Genomic DNA, 18,683 nt, shown 5'->3' on the forward strand with positions numbered 1-18,683 from the left:
TCAGCTCCGCTTTAGTTTCGGGTCAAGGGCGTCGCGCAGCCCGTCACCCATGAGGTTGATCGCCAACACGGTGACGAGGATCGCAAGGCCGGGGAAGGTCACGACCCACCACGCCCGCAGAATGAACTCGCGCGCTTCGGCAAGCATGGTGCCCCATTCGGGTGTGGGCGGCTGCGCCCCCATGCCGAGGAAGCCAAGCGCGGCGGCATCAAGGATCGCGGTCGAAAACGACAGCGCGGCCTGCACGATGATCGGCGCAAGGCAGTTCGGCAGCACGGTCACGACCATCAGCCGCAGCGTGCCAGCACCGACAACACGGGCCGAGGTCACGTAGTCCTTCTGCCGCTCCGAGAGCACGCTCGCCCGGGTCAGACGCACGTAATGCGGCTGCAACACGATGGCGATGGCGATCATCGCATTGGTCAGCGATGGCCCAAGGATGGCAACCAGCACCAGTGCCAGCAGCAGCGACGGGAAGGCAAGGATGATGTCCATGATCCGCATGATGATCGTGTCGAGCCACTTGGGCGCGAACCCCGAGATCAACCCGATGATGATCCCGCCAGAGGCGGCGATGGAGACCACCACGATGCCAACGAAGAAGGAGTAGCGCGCACCAACAATCAGACGCGACAGCATATCGCGACCGAGCGGGTCGGTGCCGAGGATATGGCTCCACGTGCCGCCGTCCTGCCAGACAGGCGGCTGCAGCGTGGCTGCGCGGAACTGCTGGGTCGCGTCATGCGGGGCGATCCAAGGACCGAACAGCGCCAGAAAGGCGAAGACGGCAAAGATCCACAGACCAATCACGGCCCCACGGTTTTCGCGGAAATAGAACCAGAATTCGCGCAGGCGTCCGGGGCGCGCGTGGACCATTTCGGCTTCGGCAGAGAGTGCGTCGTCCATTAGCGTTTCCTGATCTTGGGGTTGATGATGCCATAGAGCATGTCAACGGTGAGGTTCACGACCATGACCATGACGGCGATCAGCAGCAGGCCACCCTGCACCACCGGGTAGTCGCGGCGGAAAATGCTGTCGACCATCCACTTGCCGATGCCCGGCCAGCTAAAGATCGTCTCGGTCAGAATGGCGCCCGCCAGCAGCGTGCCGACCGACAGGCCGATCACGGTGATGACGGGGATAAGCGCGTTGCGCAGGGCGTGGATGCCGTTGATCCGCCCCGGGGACATGCCCTTGGCCCGCGCGGTGCGGATGTAGTCTTCGCCCAGCACTTCGAGCATGGCCGAGCGGGTTTGGCGCGCGATCACCGCCAGTGGGATGGTGCCCAGCACGATGGTCGGCAGCAGCAGGTGCCGCAGTGCCGAGGTAAACGCTCCGTCCTGCCCCGAGGCAATACTGTCGATCAGCATGAAGCCCGTGGCATTGGGGAAGTAATAAAGCAGATCAATCCGGCCCGAGACTGGCGTCCAGCCTAAATTGCCCGAAAAGACGATGATCAGCAGCAGCGCCCACCAGAAGATCGGCATCGAATAGCCCACGAGTGCCGTGGACATCAGCGCCCGGTCAAAGAACTTGCCCCGGTTCACCGCAGCAATCACCCCTGCCGGCAGGCCCAAGGCCACCGCAAAGATCATCGCGCAGACCGACAGTTCCAACGTCGCTGGGAAGAGCGAGAAGAACTCATCCCAGACAGGCCGTTTGGTCACGAAAGAGTTGCCCAGATCGCCTTGTAGAACGCCGGTGAAGTAGTCCCAGAACTGCACATAGATCGGCCTGTCAAAGCCGAACTGCTGCTGTAGTTCCAAGTAGCGTTCTTCGGAAATGCCCCGTTCGCCCGCCATGACGACGATCGGGTCGCCCGGCAGCATGCGGATGAAGGCAAATGAAATCAGCGTGACGCCGATAAAGGTCGGGATGAAGGTCGCAAGGCGCGACAAGACATATTTCAGCACGGGAGCACCATCAGTTCCTTCGGAAAGTTGGTCAGGGATTTGTAGCCATCTTCGGTGATCAGCACGTCATCTTCGATGCGCACGCCAAAGTTGCCGATCGCATAGAGGCCGGGTTCATTGGTGTACACCGTTCCGGCGGGTAAAGTCATATGGTTGCCGCGCATGATATAGGGCGCTTCATGCACATCGCGGCCAAGGCCGTGGCCGGTCTTGGTGCGGATGCGGTCGGCATAGGGCGAGGCTTCGAGCACGCCGGTCACCACATCGTCGATCTCATGCGCGGTGACGCCAGCGCGGGTGGCGTCGAGCCCGGCAAGGTTGGCGCGGAGCACAGTGTCATAGACCTTACGCCCCTCGTCGCTGACATGGCCAAGGAACACGGTGCGGGTGATGTCAGCGGCAAAGCCGTGTTTGCGCGCGCCAAAGTCGATCAGCAGCGCATCGCCCGCTTTGACACGGTAATCCTCGCGCGCCTTGGCATGGGGCCGGGCCGAGCCGTCTCCAGCCGCGACGATGGGCGCAAAGGACAGATCATCAGCCCCTTCGGCAAAGACCATTTGCACCAGCTTTTGTTCGATCTCTTTTTCGGTCTGGCCGAGCTTCACAGAATCCAGTGTGGCGCGCAGGGCCCGTTCAGAAATGTCGATGGCCTCTTGCAGGGCGGCGATCTCGCCCTTGGACTTAATCATACGCGGCGCGGAGATTTCGCGCTCGGCGTCAATGATCCGCAAATCCGGCTGCGCCTTTTTCAGCGCGTGATGCACGAAGACGCGCATGACTTGGCCCTCAACAGCCAGCGAGGTGATTTTCAGATGCTGCGTCAGCGCGGCAAAGGCGTCGTCATATCCGGTCTGGTCGCGCCAATCGAAAACGGCGCCCTCAAAGCCGACCAACTCCCAACTGCCCAACTCTAGGTTCGGCACCAGCGCAGCGGCCTCGCCGCGGGCGGGGATGACCAACACAAAGGGGCGCTCGTGGCTCATGAAGGCATGGTCGACAACGCGGGTAAAATTCGGGCCGGGCACCAACGCCACGGCATCCACCGATAGTTCGGCGGCGATGTCGGCATAGGCCGACAGGCGATTATTCAGTGAAGTGGACAATGGAGAGTTTCCCGGCGGTAGGAGTTAACAAAATGGGGACGGCACGAATGCCGCCCCCTTTGGTCAAAGCGGCAGGGTTACTGCTTCAGGCCAACTTGGTTGAAGATGTGGCCACCCAGCGGGTGAACGACATAGTTTTCAACTTCCGGGCGCATGGTCATGTAGACAACCGAATGCGCGATGGTGGCCCAAGGGGCTTGATCCTTGAAGATCTGCTGCGCTTCTTCGTACAGCGGCGCACGCTCTTCTTGGGTCGGCAGAACCTTGGCTTTCTGGATCAGCGCGTCGAATTCCTCGTTGCACCACTGGGCGCGGTTGGATTTCTCGACACCGTCACAGCCCAGCAGAACCGCGAGGAAGTTGTCTGGGTCGCCGTTGTCACCGGTCCAACCCAGCAGCACTGCGCCATCACGGTCTTTCGACTTGGAGCGCTCAAGATACTCACCCCATTCGTAGGAGACGATTTCAACATCGACGCCAACTTTGGAGAAGTCTTCCTGCATCAGCTCGGCCATACGGCGGGCGTTGGGGTTGTAGGGACGCTGAACCGGCATCGCCCAGATCTTCATGGACAGGTCGGTGACGCCAGCTTCCTCGAGCATCGCCTTGGCGGCCTCGGGGTCATAGTTGTCGTCTTCGACGGCGTCGTTGTAGGACCACATGGTCGGCGGCAGCGGGTTCTTGGCGATTTCGCCGGAGCCCTGGAACACCACGTCGATGATCGCCTGCTTGTCGATCGCCATGTTCAGCGCCTTGCGGACATCGGCGTTGTCGAAGGGCGCGACCTGCGTGTTGTAAGCCAGATAGCCGACGTTCAGACCTTCTTGCTCCATCACGACGATGTCTTCGGCGTCTTTCATCGCCTGAACATCGGCAGGGTTCGGATATGCCGTCACGTGGCACTCACCCGCCTGCACCTTTTGGTAGCGGACCGAAGCGTCAGGCGTGATCGCGAAGATCAGGCTTTCGACTTTGGCCGGATCGCCCCAGTATTCGTCGTTCCGCAGGTAACGGATGACCGCGTCTTTCTGGTAGGCTTGGAACTGGAACGGGCCTGTGCCGATGGGCGCTTGGTTCACCATTTCGGGTGTGCCAGCTTCCATCATCGCGTCGGCATATTCTTTCGATACGATTGAGGCGAAATCCATGGCCATGTTGGCGATGAAAGGCGCTTCGGGGCGGGTCAGGTTGAAGGCCACGGTGTAATCGTCGACCTTTTCGATGCTCTCGATCAGGTCGGGCATGGACATGCCGCCGTAGTATTCCCATGTGCCGCCGGAAACGGTGTGATAGGGGTTTTCTTCGTTGCCCTGACGGTCAAAGCTGAAGATCACGTCGTCAGCGTTGAAATCGCGTGTCGGCGTGAACTGGTCGTTGGAGTGGAACTTCACCCCTTCGCGCAGCTTGAAGGTGACCTTCATGCCGTCTTCGCTGACTTCCCAGCTTTCAGCCAGCGCGGGGATGACTTCGGTCGTGCCGACTTTGAACTCGGCCAGACGGTTGTAGATCGGGTGGCTGGAGGCGTCGAAGGTGGTGCCAGCGGTGTAAAGCGCGGGGTCAAAACCCTCGGGCGAGCCTTCGGAGCAATAGACCAGCGCTTGGGCCGATGCGGCTGTGGCACCCAGTGCCGCCAGCATGGCGCCGGTGGCCAATTTCGTTGTAAAAGACATAATATTCACTCTCCTGATTGGTTTGTTTTTTGGCAGCGGTTTGTCCGCCGCAGGTGATACGCCCTTAGTGGCGAGACGACGCGAATGCGGTGGCTAATGCCCCTTCATTCGGACGTATTCTGTTGGCGCCAGCGGCCTGTTCGTATTGCATCCGGCCCACCCAAAGGACGCGGGCGGGCTTGTCAGTTTTGTTAGACCATGAATGCGGGCTGCTGCCGAGGTAATGCAGGCTGTCGCCGGGCCGCATGATATGCTCCCCCCCATCGACGACCTGCGCGATCTCACCTTCAAGGATATAGATCACCTCTTCGCCCTCATGCACGACCTCCTCGGAGGCATAGCCCGGTGGCACGTTCATGATGTAGGAGGACAGCTCATGGCCGGGAAAATCCGCGCCGATCTTCTCATATTCGATGGAAGACCCCGACACGGCAAAGCGTGGACGCTCATCCGCGCGGGTCAGGCTGTCTTGGGTCTTGGGGGTATGGATGAAAAAGCCGACTTCGACCTGAAGCGCGACGGCAATCTGCGACAGGGTGCCCAGCGACGGCGTGGCCCGGCCCCGCTCAACTTGGCTCAGATAACCGACCGACACGCCAGAGGCTTCGCCCAACTGCTGCAAGGTCAGGGACAAACGATGACGTTGCTTGCGCATACGTGCGCCAAGCGTGGATACACTGTCGCCATTGGCAGTCGGCAAATTCACCCTCCCCGTGAACAGCGGCCCGATCTTGCGCCGGGCGCAGCCTTTTCGTCTCTCGTTGTGTGAGATTAAAAAAGTTGAGGGTCAACAAAAATTTTTTTACTGCGGCGCGGCATGGTGCCTATAGCGACGACTTTGCGCGGCGGATGCTGTTCTATTCAAAGGATTTTAGCTGCTCACGATCAATCCGTGCCAATTCACGCGCCGTCGGGTCAAGCGGCGCGAAAGAAACACTCAGGCCGCTGGGATGCCATTCGCAGATCCCGAATCCGGTGCCCTCAACGATGCGCAAATCGCGGGTTTCGGTCAGATCGATGGTAGAATGCAGCCCGTTGGAGATCACCACCGGGATGCCGTGCCAATGGCTCACCCGGTTCACATGTACATGGCCCGAAAGGATCCCCGCCATATGCTGTCCCTTTAACATTGCAGCCAAACGCGCGCTGCTGGCCTTATCCAAACTGCCCCACGCCAGCGCTTCGGGATCAATGCGCGGCGGGTGGTGAATAACCAAGAGTTTCGCCAGTTCGGGGTGACGCTGCAGCGCCGCCTGTAGAAACTCGAACTGCGCGTCATCCAGCGCCCCGGCCACCTTGCCCGGTACACTGCTGTCCAGCGCAATAACATGCAGATCACCCTGCGGCGCGTCGTGGAAATAGGGCGCATCAGCCAGCCCCGGCGCAAAGACCGCGTTGAACCCGGCGCGTTTGTCGTGGTTGCCAAGGGCCATCACCAGCGGCGCTTTCAGCGGGGCCGTGATCTCGTGCACCAGCGCATAGCTTTCCCGGTCGCCCTGATTGGTCAGATCGCCGCTGGCCACGACAAAGTCGGGCTGCGGGTCCATCGCGTTGATCACCTCAACCACGCGGCGCAGGGTGGCGGGCGTGTCGCTTTGCAGATGCGGGTCGGCCAAATCGGGGTGCGAGATATGCAGGTCGGTCAGGTGGACGAAACGGGTCATGGGCGTACTCCTGCGGCTGTCAGCAGGGTTTTCGTATAAGGGTGCTTGGGCGCGCGCAACACATCAGCGGCCGCACCGCTCTCAAGCGTTTTACCGTGCTGCAGCACCAGCACCCGGTCACAGACCGCCCCCACCACCGCGAGGTCATGGCTGATGAACACCATCCCGAGGCCCAGATCATCTTGCAGGTCCATCAGAAGATTAAGGATTTGCGCCTGAACCGAGACATCAAGGGCCGAGACCGCCTCATCCGCGACCAAAAGCGCGGGGCGGGTGATGATGGCGCGGGCGATGGCGATGCGCTGGCGCTGCCCGCCCGAGAATTCATGCGGATATTTGCCTGCGTCGGCTGGATGCAGCCCGACCTGCGCCAAGGCTTCGGCGACGCGATGGGTAATATTCTCCGTCTCTCCGTTAGCGCGCAGAGGCTCGGAGATGGACCAGCCAATGCGGCGGCGCGGGTTGAGCGAGCCGAAAGGGTCTTGAAACACCATCTGAAAACCGCGCCGCAGCCGGCGCAGCTCTTCGCCCCGAAGCTCATGCAGATCGCGCCCTTGAAACAGCACCTCCCCCGCGTCCGGACGCTCAAACGCCATGATGAGCCGCGCCAATGTCGATTTGCCCGAACCGCTTTCGCCGACCACGCCCAAGGTCTCGCCCGCGTGCAGCGAAAACGCCGCCCCCTCCAGCGCGGTCAGCACCGGCGGGGCGCGCAGCAGGCTTTGACGCGGCAGCTTGTAGCGGCGGGTCAGGTTGCGGACCTGCAAGAGCGGCGCGTCAGTCATGCCGCGGCTCCGTCAGCAAATGACAGGCGGCGCCGCGCCCCGTTTCAGTCTGCGCAAAGGCCGGGCGCTGCGTGGCGCAATGGGGCAGCTCAGCCGGGCAGCGCCCCGAGAAACGGCAGCCCAACGGCAGCGCATGCAGCGGCGGCACAGTGCCGGGAATGGTCGGCAGCCTGCGGCGCTTTCCTTGCGCATCCCGCCCCGCCACACCGGCATCGGGCCGCGCACCCAAGAGCCCCTTGGTATAGGGATGCGCGGGCGCGCCAAGCACCTCTGCCGTGCGGCCCCGCTCAACCATATCGCCAGCATACATCACCACAATGTCTTCGGTGGCGCGCGCCACGGCGGCGAGGTCATGGCTGATGAAAACCAGCGCCATTTGCCGCTCCCGCGCGAGCCGTTGCAACAGGTCGGTGATCCGCAGCGCGACATTGGCATCCAGCGCCGTGGTCGGCTCATCCGCGATCAGCAGCATCGGATTGCAGGCCAAGGCCAGCGCGATCAACACCCGCTGGCGCTGCCCGCCCGACATCTCATGCGGGAATTGCCGCAGGCGTCGATCTGGGTCGGGAATGCCCACCTCTTCGAACAGGCTCAGCGCGCGGGCGCGGGCCGCGCGGCGCGTCAGCCCGTCGTGCAGCAGCATCGGCTCCATCACCGTATCGCCCACCCGCCGCAGCGGGTTGAGCGCCGCCATCGGCTCCTGAAACACCATCGCGACGCGGCGGCTGCGCAGCCTCTGCCAGTCCCGCTCGGCCGCCCGGGCCATATCCTGCCCGTCGATGCGAAGCTGTCCGGTCAGGCGCGCGCTGTCGGGGGCCATGCCCATCAGGCACAGGGCCAGAAGCGTCTTGCCCGAACCGCTTTCACCCACGACACCCAAGCGGTCGCCGCGCTCGATCACCAGATTGGCATCACGCAGCGCCGCCGCATGGCCGAAATAGACCGAGAGATTGCTGAGTTCGATCATCGCGCGCGCACCAACCTCGGGTCAGTGATATCACGCAGCCCGTCGCCCAGAAGGCCGAACCCCAGCACCGCCACGACGATGCAAAGGCCGGGATAGATTGCCAGCTGCGGGGCGAGATACATCAACGTCTGCGCCTCCGACAACATCCGCCCCCAGCTTGACGCAGGCGGCTGCGCGCCGAGGCCAAGATAGCTCAGCGCCGCTTCGGCGAGGATTGCCACGGCAAATTCGATGGTGGCCTGCACGATGATGGCCGCGGCGATATTGGGCAGGACGTGATCGCGGCTGATCGCGAAACGCCCCCGCCCCGCCGCGCGTGCAGCGGCGACATAATCGCGCGTCCAGATTTGATTGGCAGAGGCACGGGTGACGCGGGCGAAGATGGGGATGTTGATAAACGAGATCGCCAGCACCGCATTGGTCAGCGACGGCCCAAAGACCGCCGCCAGCATGATCGCAAAGAGCAGCGCGGGAAAGGCGAAACCCAGATCGGCCAGCCGCATCACCGCATCCTCGACCCAACCGCCAAGCGCCGAGGCGAGCAACCCAAGCGCCACGCCGATGCTGCCGCCCAAAAGCACCGCCACCAGCGCCACAGTCATCGAATTACGCGCCGCCGCCATAAGCTGCGCCACGACATCGCGACCCAACTGATCGGTGCCTAGCCAATGCTCTGCCGAAGGCGGCGCGAATTTGGTCGAGATCGACATCGTCTGCGGGTCATGCGGGGTCCAGATCAGCGACAGCGCCGCCACCCCAACCACGAGGCTGACCAGCACCGCGCCCAGCAGAAAATTCGCCGGAAGCGGCCTCATGCTCGGGCCTTCAGCCGGGGGTCGATGACCACGTAAAGCAGGTCGACCACGAAATTCGCCGTCACCACGATGGCGGCGAAAAGCATCACCAGCGCTTGCACCGTGGGCAGGTCACGGTTGGCGATGGATTGAAAAATCAGCCGCCCCAGCCCCGGCAGGTAAAAGACGTTCTCAATCACGATGGTGCCGGTGACCAACGCGGCGAATTGCATGCCCACGATGGTCACGATCGGCACCAGCGCATTGGGCAGCACATGCCGCCAAAGCACCCGCCGCCGCGACAACCCACTGGCCCGCGCGGTGCGCACGAAATCCTGCCGCATCACCTCCAACGCCGAAGACCGCGTGACCCGTGCCAGCACCGCCGACTGTACCAGTGCCAGCGCCACCGTGGGCAGAATGAGCGAGCGCAGCGCAGCGACCGGATCGTCCCAGCCCGCAAAGCCCCCGGGGGGCAGCCAACGCAGCTTCACCGCAAAGAGCATCACCAAGAGGATCGACAGCCAGAACGCCGGCACGGCGATGCCAAGCTGGCTGAGGAACATCACCCCCCAGTCGCCCGCGCGGCCATGCTGCGCCGCCGCCGTGATGCCAAGGCTCAGGGCAAGCACCAGCGTCACCAACATCCCCGCCACAGCAAGTGAAATGGTCATCGGCAGCCGCTCGGAAATCAGCTCCGAGACCGGGACACGGAAAGAATGGCTGATCCCGAAATCTCCCTGCAAGGCGTTCCAGACCCATGAGAAATAGCGCGTCACCAGCGGCGCGTTCAGCCCCAACTGCTCGCGCAAAGCGGCTAGCGCATCGTCCGAGGCATCCATCCCAAGGATCGTCAGCGCTGGATCGCCCGGCAGCACGTTCATCACGGCAAAGACCACGACCGACACGGCCAGCAGGGTCAGCACGAAACCAAGCGTGCGGCGGAATAGGAAATAGGCCACGGGATCAGGTCCAATGGCTGCGGCACGCGCGGCACCGCAGCCGGTTTAGATCAATTTGCGACGCTGACGCCCTTGAGCGGCATGTAGAGCACGGGCGAAGAGGACCAATAGCCTTCGACCCCCTCGCGGAAAACACCGAGCAGTGGCAGCTGGAACAGGAAAGCATGAACAGACTGATCCGACAGCATCTGCTGGCCCTGCTTGAGCAATTCATCGCGCTTGGCCGGGTCGACCTCTGTCGTGATCTGCTCCCATAGGGCGGTCATCTCGGCATTGTCATAGCCGTAGAAGTAGTCCGGCCCACGGGCGAAATTGCCCATGTCGTTGGGACTGGTGTGGGCGATGATCGTCATGTCGTAGTTCTTTTGCTTATAGACCTCATCGATCCAGAAGCCCCATTCGACATTCTCAACTTTGGCGTCGATCCCGGCCTCTGAAAGCTGGTTCTGAATGATCTCAGCCGAGCGGGTGGCGTAGGGGAACGGCGGCACGCGCAGGGTCATGGTGGTGCCTGCCACGCCTGCCGCCTCAAACATTTCCTCGGCCTTGGCGCTGTCATGCGGATAGGCGTCCGTCAGGTCGACATAGGCGGTGCCATGCGGCGGGTAGAAGCTGCCGATGGGCACCGCTTGGCCATACATTGCGCCTTCAATGATCTCGTCGCGGTCGATGGCGGTGGCCACGGCGCGGCGCACCTCGACGTTGTCGAAGGGCGGCTTGGCGTTGTTCATGGCGAGGATCACTTCGCCCTCGGTCGAGCCAACGTTGACGCGGAAGCGCGGGTCGGCTTCGAACTGCGGCAGCAGTTCCGGCGCGGGGAAACCGGGGAATGCGTCAAGCTCTTCGGCCATCATTGCCGCTGTCGCCGCGGCGGGGTCTGAGATGAAGCGAAACACCACCTTGTCCAGCGCCACATCCGCCGCATCGCGGTGATCGGGGTTCTTGACCAAAGTCAGACGGTCGCCACGGGTCCAGCTGTCAAACTTGAAGGGGCCGGAGCCCACGGGGTTGGCGTTGTTGGTCTCCGCGCTCTCCGAGGCCACGATGGCGCTGTCGCCCTGCCCCATGTTGAAGAGGAAAAAGGCGTCTTTGCCCGAAAGCGTGATCTCGACCGTCTGCGAGTCGACCGCTTTGACGCTCTCGATCGGCTCGAAGATGTCCTTGGAGGGATTCACGCTGTGTTCGCCCATGGCCCGCTCGAAGGAATAGACCACATCCTCGGCGTCGAGCGTGCTGCCATCGTGGAAGGTCACGCCTTCGGCCAAGGTGAACCTATAGGTCAGCCCGTCTTCAGATACCTCCCAAGAGGCCGCGAGGTTGGGCTGCACCTCGCCGTTTTCCGCCACGGTGGTCAGCGGTTCAAAGACGTTTTGCGTCATCATGCTGTCGATGGAGGCGGTCGCATCCGCTGTCGGGTCAAGCGACGTGGGCTCCTGCTGCATGCCGATGACAAGCTCGGCAGCGGCAGAGGCTGAGGCCATCAGGCCAAAGGCCAGCGTCAGCGCAGGAAGGGTTTTGGTAAGGGGCAAATGAGACATGGGGCAGCACTCCTGTGGGGAGGGGCGTGTTCGGCCCTGCCGCGCGCCCCTTTGTGACAGACTGCGCCGGGCGGGGGCGTTCGGTCAACGGCTTTGGCGCACTGCGGGAAAACTTCATGTAATTGCAACAATATGGCGGATTTCACCGAGCGGCCCCAGAAGCGGAAAGGGGACGGGGATCGCCCCTTTTGCGCGGCAATCGGCGGTGCTAGCTTCCGCGCAGAGAGGGCGGATTATGGATATTTCTACGACAGGTTTCGATTGCATTGTCATTGGCGCGGGCATCGCGGGCGCTTCTGTCGCCGCTGAACTGTCCAGCGACCGCCGGGTGCTGCTGTTGGAACGGGAAAGCCAGCCGGGCTATCACACCACGGGCCGCTCTGCCGCCCTGTTTACCGTGACCTATGGGCCGGAGGTGATCCGCGCCCTCTCCCGCTCCTCCGCCGCTTTCTTTCACGCCCCCGCCAGCCCCCATCTGGAGCATCCGCTGCTGGAACCACGCGGCGCGGTGTTCGTCGCGCGGCAGGATCAGAAGGCGGCGCTGGCGCGCACCGCCGAGGAACTGGGGCCCCATGTCACCCCGCTGACCGGGGCCGAAATCGAGACACTCGTGCCGCTGCTGCGCAAGGGCTATGCCAGCGCCGGGCTGCGCGATGCTTCGGCGGCGGATATCGACGTGAATGCGCTGCATCAACATTACCTCAAGACCTTCCGCGCCGCAGGCGGTGTCTTGCAAACCAAGGCCGAGGTGCGGGCGCTTCGCAAAGAAGGGGGTTGGCAGGTCGACACGAACCAAGGCATCTTCCACGCGCCGGTCATCGTCAATGCCGCTGGGGCTTGGGCCGATGAGATCGCGACGCTGGCCGGGCTTGCACCTGCGGGTCTCACCCCGAAACGCCGCACGGCGCTGACGGTGGCACCACCCGATGGCATGGCACCGGACCGTTGGCCGATGGTGGTGGATATCGATGAGCAGTTTTACCTCAAGGCCGATGCGGGCAAGCTGCTGATTTCACCTGCGGACGCCACGCCCTCGCCCCCTTGTGACGCCCAGCCCGAGGAATTGGATATCGCGATCTGTATCGACCGGATCGAAACCGCATTCGACCTTCACCGCCCCCGCATTGAAAGCCGCTGGGCAGGGCTGCGCAGTTTCCTGCCCGACGGTGATCCGGTGGCCGGATTTGATCCCGAGGGAGAGGGGTTCTTCTGGCTAGCGGGCCAAGGTGGCTATGGCATCCAGACCGCGCCGGCGCTGGCGCGCCTTGCCGCCGCTTTGCTGCGGGGAGAAGACATCCCCGGCGACATTGCCGCCGAGGGGGTCACTGCTGCAGCCCTTGCCAGGGGCCGTGCGGGATTGGCTTAGCCGCCCATCCCGGCGTCAGCTTCGATCTGCTTGCGCGACTTACGTGCGCGTTCGGTGGCCGATTTCAACTGACCACAAGCGGCCATGATGTCTTCGCCACGTGGTTTACGCACGGGCGAGGCATAGCCCGCGTTATAGACGATATCGGCAAAAGCGCGGATGCGGTTGTTGGACGACCGCTCGTAAGGCGAACCGGGCCATTCGTTGAAGGGGATCAGGTTGATCTTGGCCGGGATGCCCTTGATCAACTCAACGAGCCGATGCGCGTCTTCGTCGCTGTCGTTCACGCCCTTCAGCATCACATATTCAAACGTGATCCGCTCGGAGTTGCTGACCTTGGGATAGGCGCGTAGGGCGTCGAGCAGTTCTTCGATGTTCCAACGCTTGTTGATCGGCACCAGCTTGTTGCGCACCTCATCGGTGGTGGCGTGAAAGGACACGGCCAATTGGCAGCCGATTTCGGCGGCGGTGCGATGGATCTCAGGCACAACGCCGGAGGTCGAGAGCGTAATCCGGCGGCGCGAAAGCTGGATGCCCTCGGGGTCCATCGCGATCTTCATCGCGTCGCGCACGTTCTCAAAATTGTACAGCGGCTCGCCCATACCCATCAGCACGATATTGCTCAAAAGACGGGCCTCTTCGGTCCGAGTGCCAGTCTCGGGCCATTCATCCAGATCGTCGCGCGCCACCATAACCTGCCCGATAATCTCAGCGGCGGTAAGATTACGCACCAGTTTCTGCGTGCCCGTGTGGCAGAAGGAACAGGTCAGCGTGCAGCCCACTTGGCTGGACACACAAAGCGTGCCGCGGCCCTCTTCGGGGATATAGACCACCTCAACCTCATGCCCGCCTGCGATCCGCACAAGATACTTGCGCGTACCGTCTTCGCTTTCCTGACGGGTCACGACCTCAGGTACTTCGATCACGAATTTCTCTGCCAGTTCAGCGCGGTAGCCTTTGGCAAGGTTGGTCATGGAGTCGAAGTCACGCACACCCCACTGATAAATCCACTGCCAGATTTGCCCCACACGCATCTTTGCCTGTTTCTCAGGCGTGCCGTTTGCGATCAACACATCGCGCATGGCGTCACGGGTCAGACCGACAAGGTTGATCGGCCCCTCAGGCAACTTGCGGGGAAGGGTCATCACGTCTTGGGTGATGGGCGCGGAAGCGGACATTGCAAAGACTCACAGGCTAGGGATGGGTCTCTATATAAGAAATGACGCGATTTGCAAAAGGGTTTGGCCGCGCGGGCATAGAGCCGCGCTCAATAGGCCTTCTTGCTTGTCCGCAATTCACCCGTCGCCAGAACCGGCGCGGCATCCAGACTGTCTACATTCAGCATCGACGCCACCCGTTCTAACGAAGACACCAGCTGCGCCTGCTCCCAATCCGCAAGATCCGCAAAGGCGCGGACGTAGCGTTGCTGCAAGGCATCGGGGGCTTCTTCCAACACATCCTCACCTTGGGTGGTCAGGGTGATATTGGTCTGCCGACGGTCCTGCGCCGAGGGCTGCCGCGATACCAATTCGCGTGCCACCAGCTTATCGACCAAAGCGGTCACGGTGGCTTGGCTGACGCCCATCTGGTTGGCGAGGGTCTTGGCGGTGGGGTCCTTCTTCTCTCCGACGATCTGCAAAACCCGCAGTTGCGCCGGGGTTACCCCTGCGGCCTGCGCCAAATCGCGGGCATAGAGTTCGGTAGCGCGCAAAATGCGGCGTAAAGCGATCAGACTCTCGTCGATCCGGTCGGGATGTTTTTGCGTCATGGTGCATCATTGCACAATGGGGACGATTTCAGCAATCGCTCTCAACTGCCCTAACGCTTAGTATAGCTAAGCGAAACACGCCAATTTCGTTAGCCTTACGAAACAAATATGCACATGAGCATGCCTCTGAAACAACGCTATGAGCGTATTTTGAGGTATTTTGCTTTGAATGTTGAAGTATGACCGCACATGCCCTACTTAGCTTATCGAAACAATAAGGGAGCCCCGAACGGATGCAGAATGAACTCGACATGAAAAAAGCCCGCACACCCAAACTGCGCAAGCCCAATGCCGAGGACGGAGCTGCCATTTGGCAGTTGATTCGCGACTGCAAGCCGCTCGACGAGAACTCGCTTTACGCGAACCTGATCCAGGCCGACCACTTCCGCGATACCTGTGTTGTGGCTGAGATGGACGGTGACATCGTTGGATGGATCTCCGGCCATATGATCCCTGCCCAAGACGCCTTCTTTGTCTGGCAGGTTGCCGTTAGCCCCAAGGCCCGCGGCCTTGGGTTGGGTAAAACCATGCTGGTGGAACTGGTGAACCGCGATGAGACCGAGGACGCCAAGACCCTCAAGACCACGATCACCCGGGACAACGACGCCTCCTGGGGGCTGTTCCGCAGCTTTGCCAATCACGTCGGCGGCGACCTTTCGGATGCGCCCCACTTTACCAAAGACGCCCATTTCGAGGGCGCACATGACACCGAACATATGGTGACGATCACGCTGCCCGAGACTGCCGCGCTCAAACGCGCCGCGTAAACCGCAGCTGATAATTCACACGACAGATTCTCTTGAAGAGAAAGGATATTCCTATGCCTAAGGACATGGCACAGAACACGACCATCTTTACCCGCCGCGAGAGCGAAGCACGCTCCTATTGCCGTGGCATGAACGCCGTTTTCACCCGCGCCAGCGGGTCGGAGATGTTCGATGAAGAGGGCAATCGCTACATCGATTTCCTCGCCGGTTGCTCCTCGTTGAACTATGGCCACAACGACCCTGACATGAAGGCCGCGCTGGTGGAACACATCACCAACGATGGCATCGCCCATGGTCTCGACTTCCATAGCGACACCAAGGCTGCCTTTCTAAAGGCTTATGAGGAAAACATCCTCAAGCCGCGCGGCATGGACTACAAAGTCATGATGACCGGCCCGACCGGCACCAACGCGGTCGAAGCCGCGATCAAGCTGGCGCGCAAGGTGACGGGCCGGACCAATGTGATCTCCTTCACCAACGGCTTCCATGGCATGACCATGGGCGCGCTGGCGCTGACCGGCAACAAAGGCAAACGCGGCGGCGCGGGCGGTGGCTCGTTGGCCGATGTGACGCACATGCCTTTCGAGGGGTCGCTGGGCGAAAACGTCGACACGCTGGAAATGATCGACGCCATGCTGTCGAACCCCTCCTCGGGCATCGACGCGCCTGCGGCATTCATCTTTGAGCCGATCCAAGGCGAAGGCGGTCTGAACGCGGCCTCCGACGCATGGATGCAGGGCATCGAGAAAATCGCCCGCAAGCATGGCGCGCTGCTGATCATCGACGACATTCAGGCTGGCTGTGGCCGTTCGGGCAGCTTCTTTTCGTTTGAGGCGTCCGGCATCAAGCCCGACATGGTGACCCAAGCGAAATCGCTTTCCGGTTTCGGCCTGCCCTTCGCGGCCCTGTTGATTGCACCTGAGCATGACATCTGGAAGCCAGCCGAGCACAACGGCACCTTCCGTGGCAACTCCCACGCCTTTGTCACCGCCCGCGTCGCGATTGAGAAATTCTGGTCCGACGATAAATTCGAAAAGTCGCTGGCCGAAAAAGCCGTGGTACTGACCACCGCGCTCAAGGACGTCGCCGATCTGGTCGACGGTGCCACGCTGAAAGGCCGCGGCCTGATGCAGGGTGTCGATGTCGGCTCGGGCGAATTGGCCGGTGCAATCTGTGCGCGTGCCTATGAATTGGGCCTCGTCATCGAAACATCGGGCGCGAACGACGAAATCGTTAAATATCTTGCCCCGCTCACCACGCCGGAGAAGGTCATGCGCGAAGGGTTTGATATCCTCCTTCAAGCGACCCGTGACGTGACGGGCAACATGAAACTGGCAGCGGAGTAATACCGATGATTGTACGTGATTTTAACAAACTTCAGGGCACAGACCGTCACGTTGGTGACGCTCAATGGACGTCCACACGCTTGCTTTTGGCTGATGACAAGATGGGATTCTCTTTCCACATCACCGTTCTTGAGGCCGGGTCGGAACACACGTTCCACTACAAGCACCACTTTGAGAGCGTCTATTGCATGAAGGGCAAGGGGTCGATCACCGATCTCGCCACTGGCGAGACCCATGAGATCACCCCCGGCGTGATGTACGCCCTGAACCTGAACGACAAACACACCCTGCGCGCAGAGGAAGAACTGCACATGGCGTGCTGCTTCAACCCGCCGGTCACCGGCAACGAAGTGCACCGTGAAGACGGCTCCTATGCGCCTGCCGAGGAGGTAGCGTAAGTTATATGACTCAACCGTCCCACACTGTCGAAAAAATCGGCGGGACGTCCATGTCCCGCGTGAACCAGCTCAAAGATACGCTCTTTGTCGGTGACCGTAAGGGCGCGGACATCTATGGGCGCATTTTCGTGGTCTCCGCCTTTGGCGGGATCACGAACCTGCTGCTGGAGCACAAGAAATCCGGCGAGCCGGGCGTTTACGCGCATCTTGCCAATGCCAGCAACGATCACGGCTGGCATGAGGCGCTGACTCGTGTGTCTGCCGAGATGCAGCGCGTGCACCGCGAGGTGCTGGAGCATCCCGGCGATATTGAGCAGGCCGACGCCTTTGTGTCCGAGCGCACCCACGGCGCCCGCAACTGCTTGATCGATCTGCAGCGTCTGTGCGCCTACGGCCACTTCCGCCTGTCGGAACACATGTTGCAGATCCGCGAGCTGCTGTCCGGTCTGGGCGAGGCGCATTCCGCTTTCGTCACCACAATCATGCTGCAACGCGCTGGTGTGAACGCCCGTTTCGTTGACCTGTCCGGTTGGCGCGATGAGGGCAATGTCACGCTGGACGAGCGCATCGCGCAGGCGATGGAGGGCATCGACCCGCATACGGAAATGCCCATCGTCACCGGCTATGCGCAATGCGCCGAAGGGCTGATGCGTGAGTTCGACCGTGGCTATTCAGAGGTGACCTTCTCCAAGCTCGCTGCCCTGACGGGTGCGCGTGAGGCGATCATTCACAAGGAATTCCACCTGTCGTCCTGCGATCCGAAACTGGTCGGCGAACATGCCGTCAAAAAGATCGGGCGCACGAACTATGACGTGGCGGATCAGCTGTCGAACATGGGGATGGAGGCGATCCACCCCAAGGCAGCCAAGACCCTGCGTCAGGCCGATGTGCCGCTGCGCGTGACCAACGCCTTTGAGCCCGAAGACCCCGGCACGCTGATCGACGACCGCAAGGCCGAGACGCCTGCGGTAGAGATCGTCACGGGTTTGGACATTGTCGCGTTTGAGCTGTTCGAACAGGACATGGTCGGCGTGAAAGGCTACGACACCGCGATTCTCGACGTGCTGACACGGCACAATGTACGGATCGTCTCGAAGGTGTCGAACGCCAATACGATCACGCACTACCTTGATGCGTCGCTCAAGACGATGCGCCGGGTGGAGAAGGATCTGGCACAGATCTATCCCGCTGCAGAGATCACGACGAAAACGCTGTCGATGGCCTCGGTCATCGGGCGTGACCTGAACGGGCTGTCGGTGTTGCAACGCGGTCTCGTGGCCATTGCCGAGGCCGGTCAGACGGCAATCGGCGCGAGCCAAGGTCCGCGCAACGTGGACGTGCAGTTCATCGTCGAGCGCGAGTCGCTGCAGCCGGTGATCAAAGCGCTGCACGGCGCGTTTATCGAAGAAGAGGCTGCGACGCCGCTTTCGCGGGCGGCCTGACACCGACATAGCTGATGCACTATGAGCCGCGGCTTCCGAAAGGAGGCCGCGGCTTCTTCGTGCAAGGCCCATCGCCTGCCCGCGGGTCGGCGAACCAACATATCTTCGATACCACTTTATGCCTCAACCATGGTGTGCGCCCGCGAAGTCACACCCAGCCTCACCAAATCGCCTACCCGGGGGGCGGGCAGGCGATGGCC

The 18,683-nt window shown here is 61.7% G+C and carries 18 protein-coding genes; 5 read left to right on the top strand and 13 right to left on the bottom strand.

Going from position 1 to position 18,683, the window contains the following annotated elements; translation table 11 throughout:
• The 11 genes from T8A63_RS17820 to T8A63_RS17870 all read right to left on the bottom strand — a co-directional run bounded on the left by T8A63_RS17820 (position 1) and on the right by T8A63_RS17870 (position 11,396).
• Complete coding sequence (locus T8A63_RS17820; RefSeq protein WP_067938852.1) at positions 1 to 906, bottom strand: ABC transporter permease subunit; 906 nt, start codon at positions 904 to 906, stop codon at positions 1 to 3.
• A complete protein-coding gene (locus T8A63_RS17825) occupies positions 906 to 1,913 on the bottom strand; it encodes an ABC transporter permease subunit (RefSeq protein ID WP_067626363.1) in 1,008 nt (335 codons plus the stop codon). The genes T8A63_RS17820 and T8A63_RS17825 overlap by 1 nt, the downstream gene beginning before the upstream one ends.
• Positions 1,907 to 3,016, bottom strand: coding sequence for a Xaa-Pro peptidase family protein (locus T8A63_RS17830; RefSeq protein WP_322344600.1), 1,110 nt, complete (start codon positions 3,014 to 3,016; stop codon positions 1,907 to 1,909). Before T8A63_RS17830 ends, T8A63_RS17825 begins: the two co-directional genes overlap by 7 nt.
• A 77-nt stretch (positions 3,017 to 3,093) precedes the next feature.
• The gene (locus tag T8A63_RS17835; protein WP_322344601.1) at positions 3,094 to 4,686 is read right to left on the bottom strand and encodes an ABC transporter substrate-binding protein; all 1,593 of its coding nucleotides are present in this window, start codon (positions 4,684 to 4,686) and stop codon (positions 3,094 to 3,096) included.
• Between the two features lie 64 nt (positions 4,687 to 4,750).
• Complete coding sequence (locus T8A63_RS17840) at positions 4,751 to 5,341, bottom strand: XRE family transcriptional regulator (protein ID WP_322344602.1); 591 nt, start codon at positions 5,339 to 5,341, stop codon at positions 4,751 to 4,753.
• A 202-nt stretch (positions 5,342 to 5,543) separates the two neighbouring features.
• Positions 5,544 to 6,350, bottom strand: coding sequence for a metallophosphoesterase family protein (locus T8A63_RS17845; RefSeq protein WP_067626356.1), 807 nt, complete (start codon positions 6,348 to 6,350; stop codon positions 5,544 to 5,546).
• Entirely contained in the window at positions 6,347 to 7,135 is a 789-nt protein-coding gene (locus T8A63_RS17850) for an ATP-binding cassette domain-containing protein (RefSeq protein ID WP_322344603.1), read from the bottom strand. Before T8A63_RS17850 ends, T8A63_RS17845 begins: the two co-directional genes overlap by 4 nt.
• Positions 7,128 to 8,102 (bottom strand): ABC transporter ATP-binding protein, encoded by a 975-nt coding sequence (locus T8A63_RS17855; protein WP_322344604.1) that lies wholly within the window; start codon positions 8,100 to 8,102, stop codon positions 7,128 to 7,130. Before T8A63_RS17855 ends, T8A63_RS17850 begins: the two co-directional genes overlap by 8 nt.
• A complete protein-coding gene (locus tag T8A63_RS17860; protein ID WP_322344605.1) occupies positions 8,099 to 8,917 on the bottom strand; it encodes an ABC transporter permease in 819 nt (272 codons plus the stop codon). Before T8A63_RS17860 ends, T8A63_RS17855 begins: the two co-directional genes overlap by 4 nt.
• Positions 8,914 to 9,858, bottom strand: a complete 945-nt coding sequence (locus T8A63_RS17865; protein ID WP_322344606.1) for an ABC transporter permease — start codon at positions 9,856 to 9,858, stop codon at positions 8,914 to 8,916. The genes T8A63_RS17860 and T8A63_RS17865 overlap by 4 nt, the downstream gene beginning before the upstream one ends.
• A gap of 50 nt (positions 9,859 to 9,908) precedes the next feature.
• Positions 9,909 to 11,396, bottom strand: coding sequence for an ABC transporter substrate-binding protein (locus T8A63_RS17870; RefSeq protein ID WP_322344607.1), 1,488 nt, complete (start codon positions 11,394 to 11,396; stop codon positions 9,909 to 9,911).
• 235 nt (positions 11,397 to 11,631) lie between these two features.
• Between T8A63_RS17870 and T8A63_RS17875 the strand changes: the two genes are divergently transcribed.
• Complete coding sequence (locus T8A63_RS17875) at positions 11,632 to 12,762, top strand: FAD-dependent oxidoreductase (protein ID WP_322344608.1); 1,131 nt, start codon at positions 11,632 to 11,634, stop codon at positions 12,760 to 12,762.
• Here T8A63_RS17875 and rlmN read toward each other — a convergent pair.
• Entirely contained in the window at positions 12,759 to 13,940 is a 1,182-nt protein-coding gene (gene rlmN, locus T8A63_RS17880) for a 23S rRNA (adenine(2503)-C(2))-methyltransferase RlmN (RefSeq protein WP_067625034.1), read from the bottom strand. The two genes, T8A63_RS17875 and rlmN, sit on opposite strands and share 4 nt — an antisense overlap.
• 89 nt (positions 13,941 to 14,029) lie before the next feature.
• Positions 14,030 to 14,530 (bottom strand): MarR family transcriptional regulator, encoded by a 501-nt coding sequence (locus T8A63_RS17885; protein ID WP_322344609.1) that lies wholly within the window; start codon positions 14,528 to 14,530, stop codon positions 14,030 to 14,032.
• Positions 14,531 to 14,763: 233 nt separating this feature from the next.
• Here T8A63_RS17885 and ectA point away from each other — a divergent pair, with 233 nt between their 5' ends.
• The 4 genes from ectA to T8A63_RS17905 are packed head-to-tail and all read left to right on the top strand — an operon-like array spanning position 14,764 to position 18,483.
• Complete coding sequence (gene ectA / locus T8A63_RS17890) at positions 14,764 to 15,297, top strand: diaminobutyrate acetyltransferase (RefSeq protein ID WP_322344610.1); 534 nt, start codon at positions 14,764 to 14,766, stop codon at positions 15,295 to 15,297.
• Positions 15,298 to 15,350: 53 nt separating this feature from the next.
• Positions 15,351 to 16,643, top strand: a complete 1,293-nt coding sequence (gene ectB / locus T8A63_RS17895; protein WP_322344611.1) for a diaminobutyrate--2-oxoglutarate transaminase — start codon at positions 15,351 to 15,353, stop codon at positions 16,641 to 16,643.
• 5 nt (positions 16,644 to 16,648) lie between these two features.
• On the top strand, positions 16,649 to 17,041 hold the full coding sequence (locus tag T8A63_RS17900; protein WP_067625025.1) for an ectoine synthase: 393 nt from the start codon (positions 16,649 to 16,651) through the stop codon (positions 17,039 to 17,041).
• Positions 17,042 to 17,046: 5 nt separating this feature from the next.
• Positions 17,047 to 18,483 (top strand): aspartate kinase, encoded by a 1,437-nt coding sequence (locus T8A63_RS17905; RefSeq protein ID WP_322344612.1) that lies wholly within the window; start codon positions 17,047 to 17,049, stop codon positions 18,481 to 18,483.
• The last annotated feature ends 200 nt before the right edge of the window (positions 18,484 to 18,683 follow it).

Source organism: Sulfitobacter sp. OXR-159 (assembly GCF_034377145.1).
Classification (GTDB): domain Bacteria; phylum Pseudomonadota; class Alphaproteobacteria; order Rhodobacterales; family Rhodobacteraceae; genus Sulfitobacter.

Coding starts and splice junctions, on each gene's coding strand:
- T8A63_RS17845 (WP_067626356.1), bottom strand. CDS start 6,350: ATGACCCGTTTCGTCCACCTGACCGACCTGCATATCTCGCACCCCGAT.
- ectA (WP_322344610.1), top strand. CDS start 14,764: ATGCAGAATGAACTCGACATGAAAAAAGCCCGCACACCCAAACTGCGC.
- T8A63_RS17900 (WP_067625025.1), top strand. CDS start 16,649: ATGATTGTACGTGATTTTAACAAACTTCAGGGCACAGACCGTCACGTT.
- T8A63_RS17835 (WP_322344601.1), bottom strand. CDS start 4,686: ATGTCTTTTACAACGAAATTGGCCACCGGCGCCATGCTGGCGGCACTG.
- T8A63_RS17870 (WP_322344607.1), bottom strand. CDS start 11,396: ATGTCTCATTTGCCCCTTACCAAAACCCTTCCTGCGCTGACGCTGGCC.
- T8A63_RS17840 (WP_322344602.1), bottom strand. CDS start 5,341: ATGCGCAAGCAACGTCATCGTTTGTCCCTGACCTTGCAGCAGTTGGGC.
- T8A63_RS17855 (WP_322344604.1), bottom strand. CDS start 8,102: ATGATCGAACTCAGCAATCTCTCGGTCTATTTCGGCCATGCGGCGGCG.
- ectB (WP_322344611.1), top strand. CDS start 15,351: ATGCCTAAGGACATGGCACAGAACACGACCATCTTTACCCGCCGCGAG.
- T8A63_RS17850 (WP_322344603.1), bottom strand. CDS start 7,135: ATGACTGACGCGCCGCTCTTGCAGGTCCGCAACCTGACCCGCCGCTAC.
- T8A63_RS17860 (WP_322344605.1), bottom strand. CDS start 8,917: ATGAGGCCGCTTCCGGCGAATTTTCTGCTGGGCGCGGTGCTGGTCAGC.
- T8A63_RS17905 (WP_322344612.1), top strand. CDS start 17,047: ATGACTCAACCGTCCCACACTGTCGAAAAAATCGGCGGGACGTCCATG.
- T8A63_RS17875 (WP_322344608.1), top strand. CDS start 11,632: ATGGATATTTCTACGACAGGTTTCGATTGCATTGTCATTGGCGCGGGC.
- rlmN (WP_067625034.1), bottom strand. CDS start 13,940: ATGTCCGCTTCCGCGCCCATCACCCAAGACGTGATGACCCTTCCCCGC.
- T8A63_RS17885 (WP_322344609.1), bottom strand. CDS start 14,530: ATGACGCAAAAACATCCCGACCGGATCGACGAGAGTCTGATCGCTTTA.
- T8A63_RS17820 (WP_067938852.1), bottom strand. CDS start 906: ATGGACGACGCACTCTCTGCCGAAGCCGAAATGGTCCACGCGCGCCCC.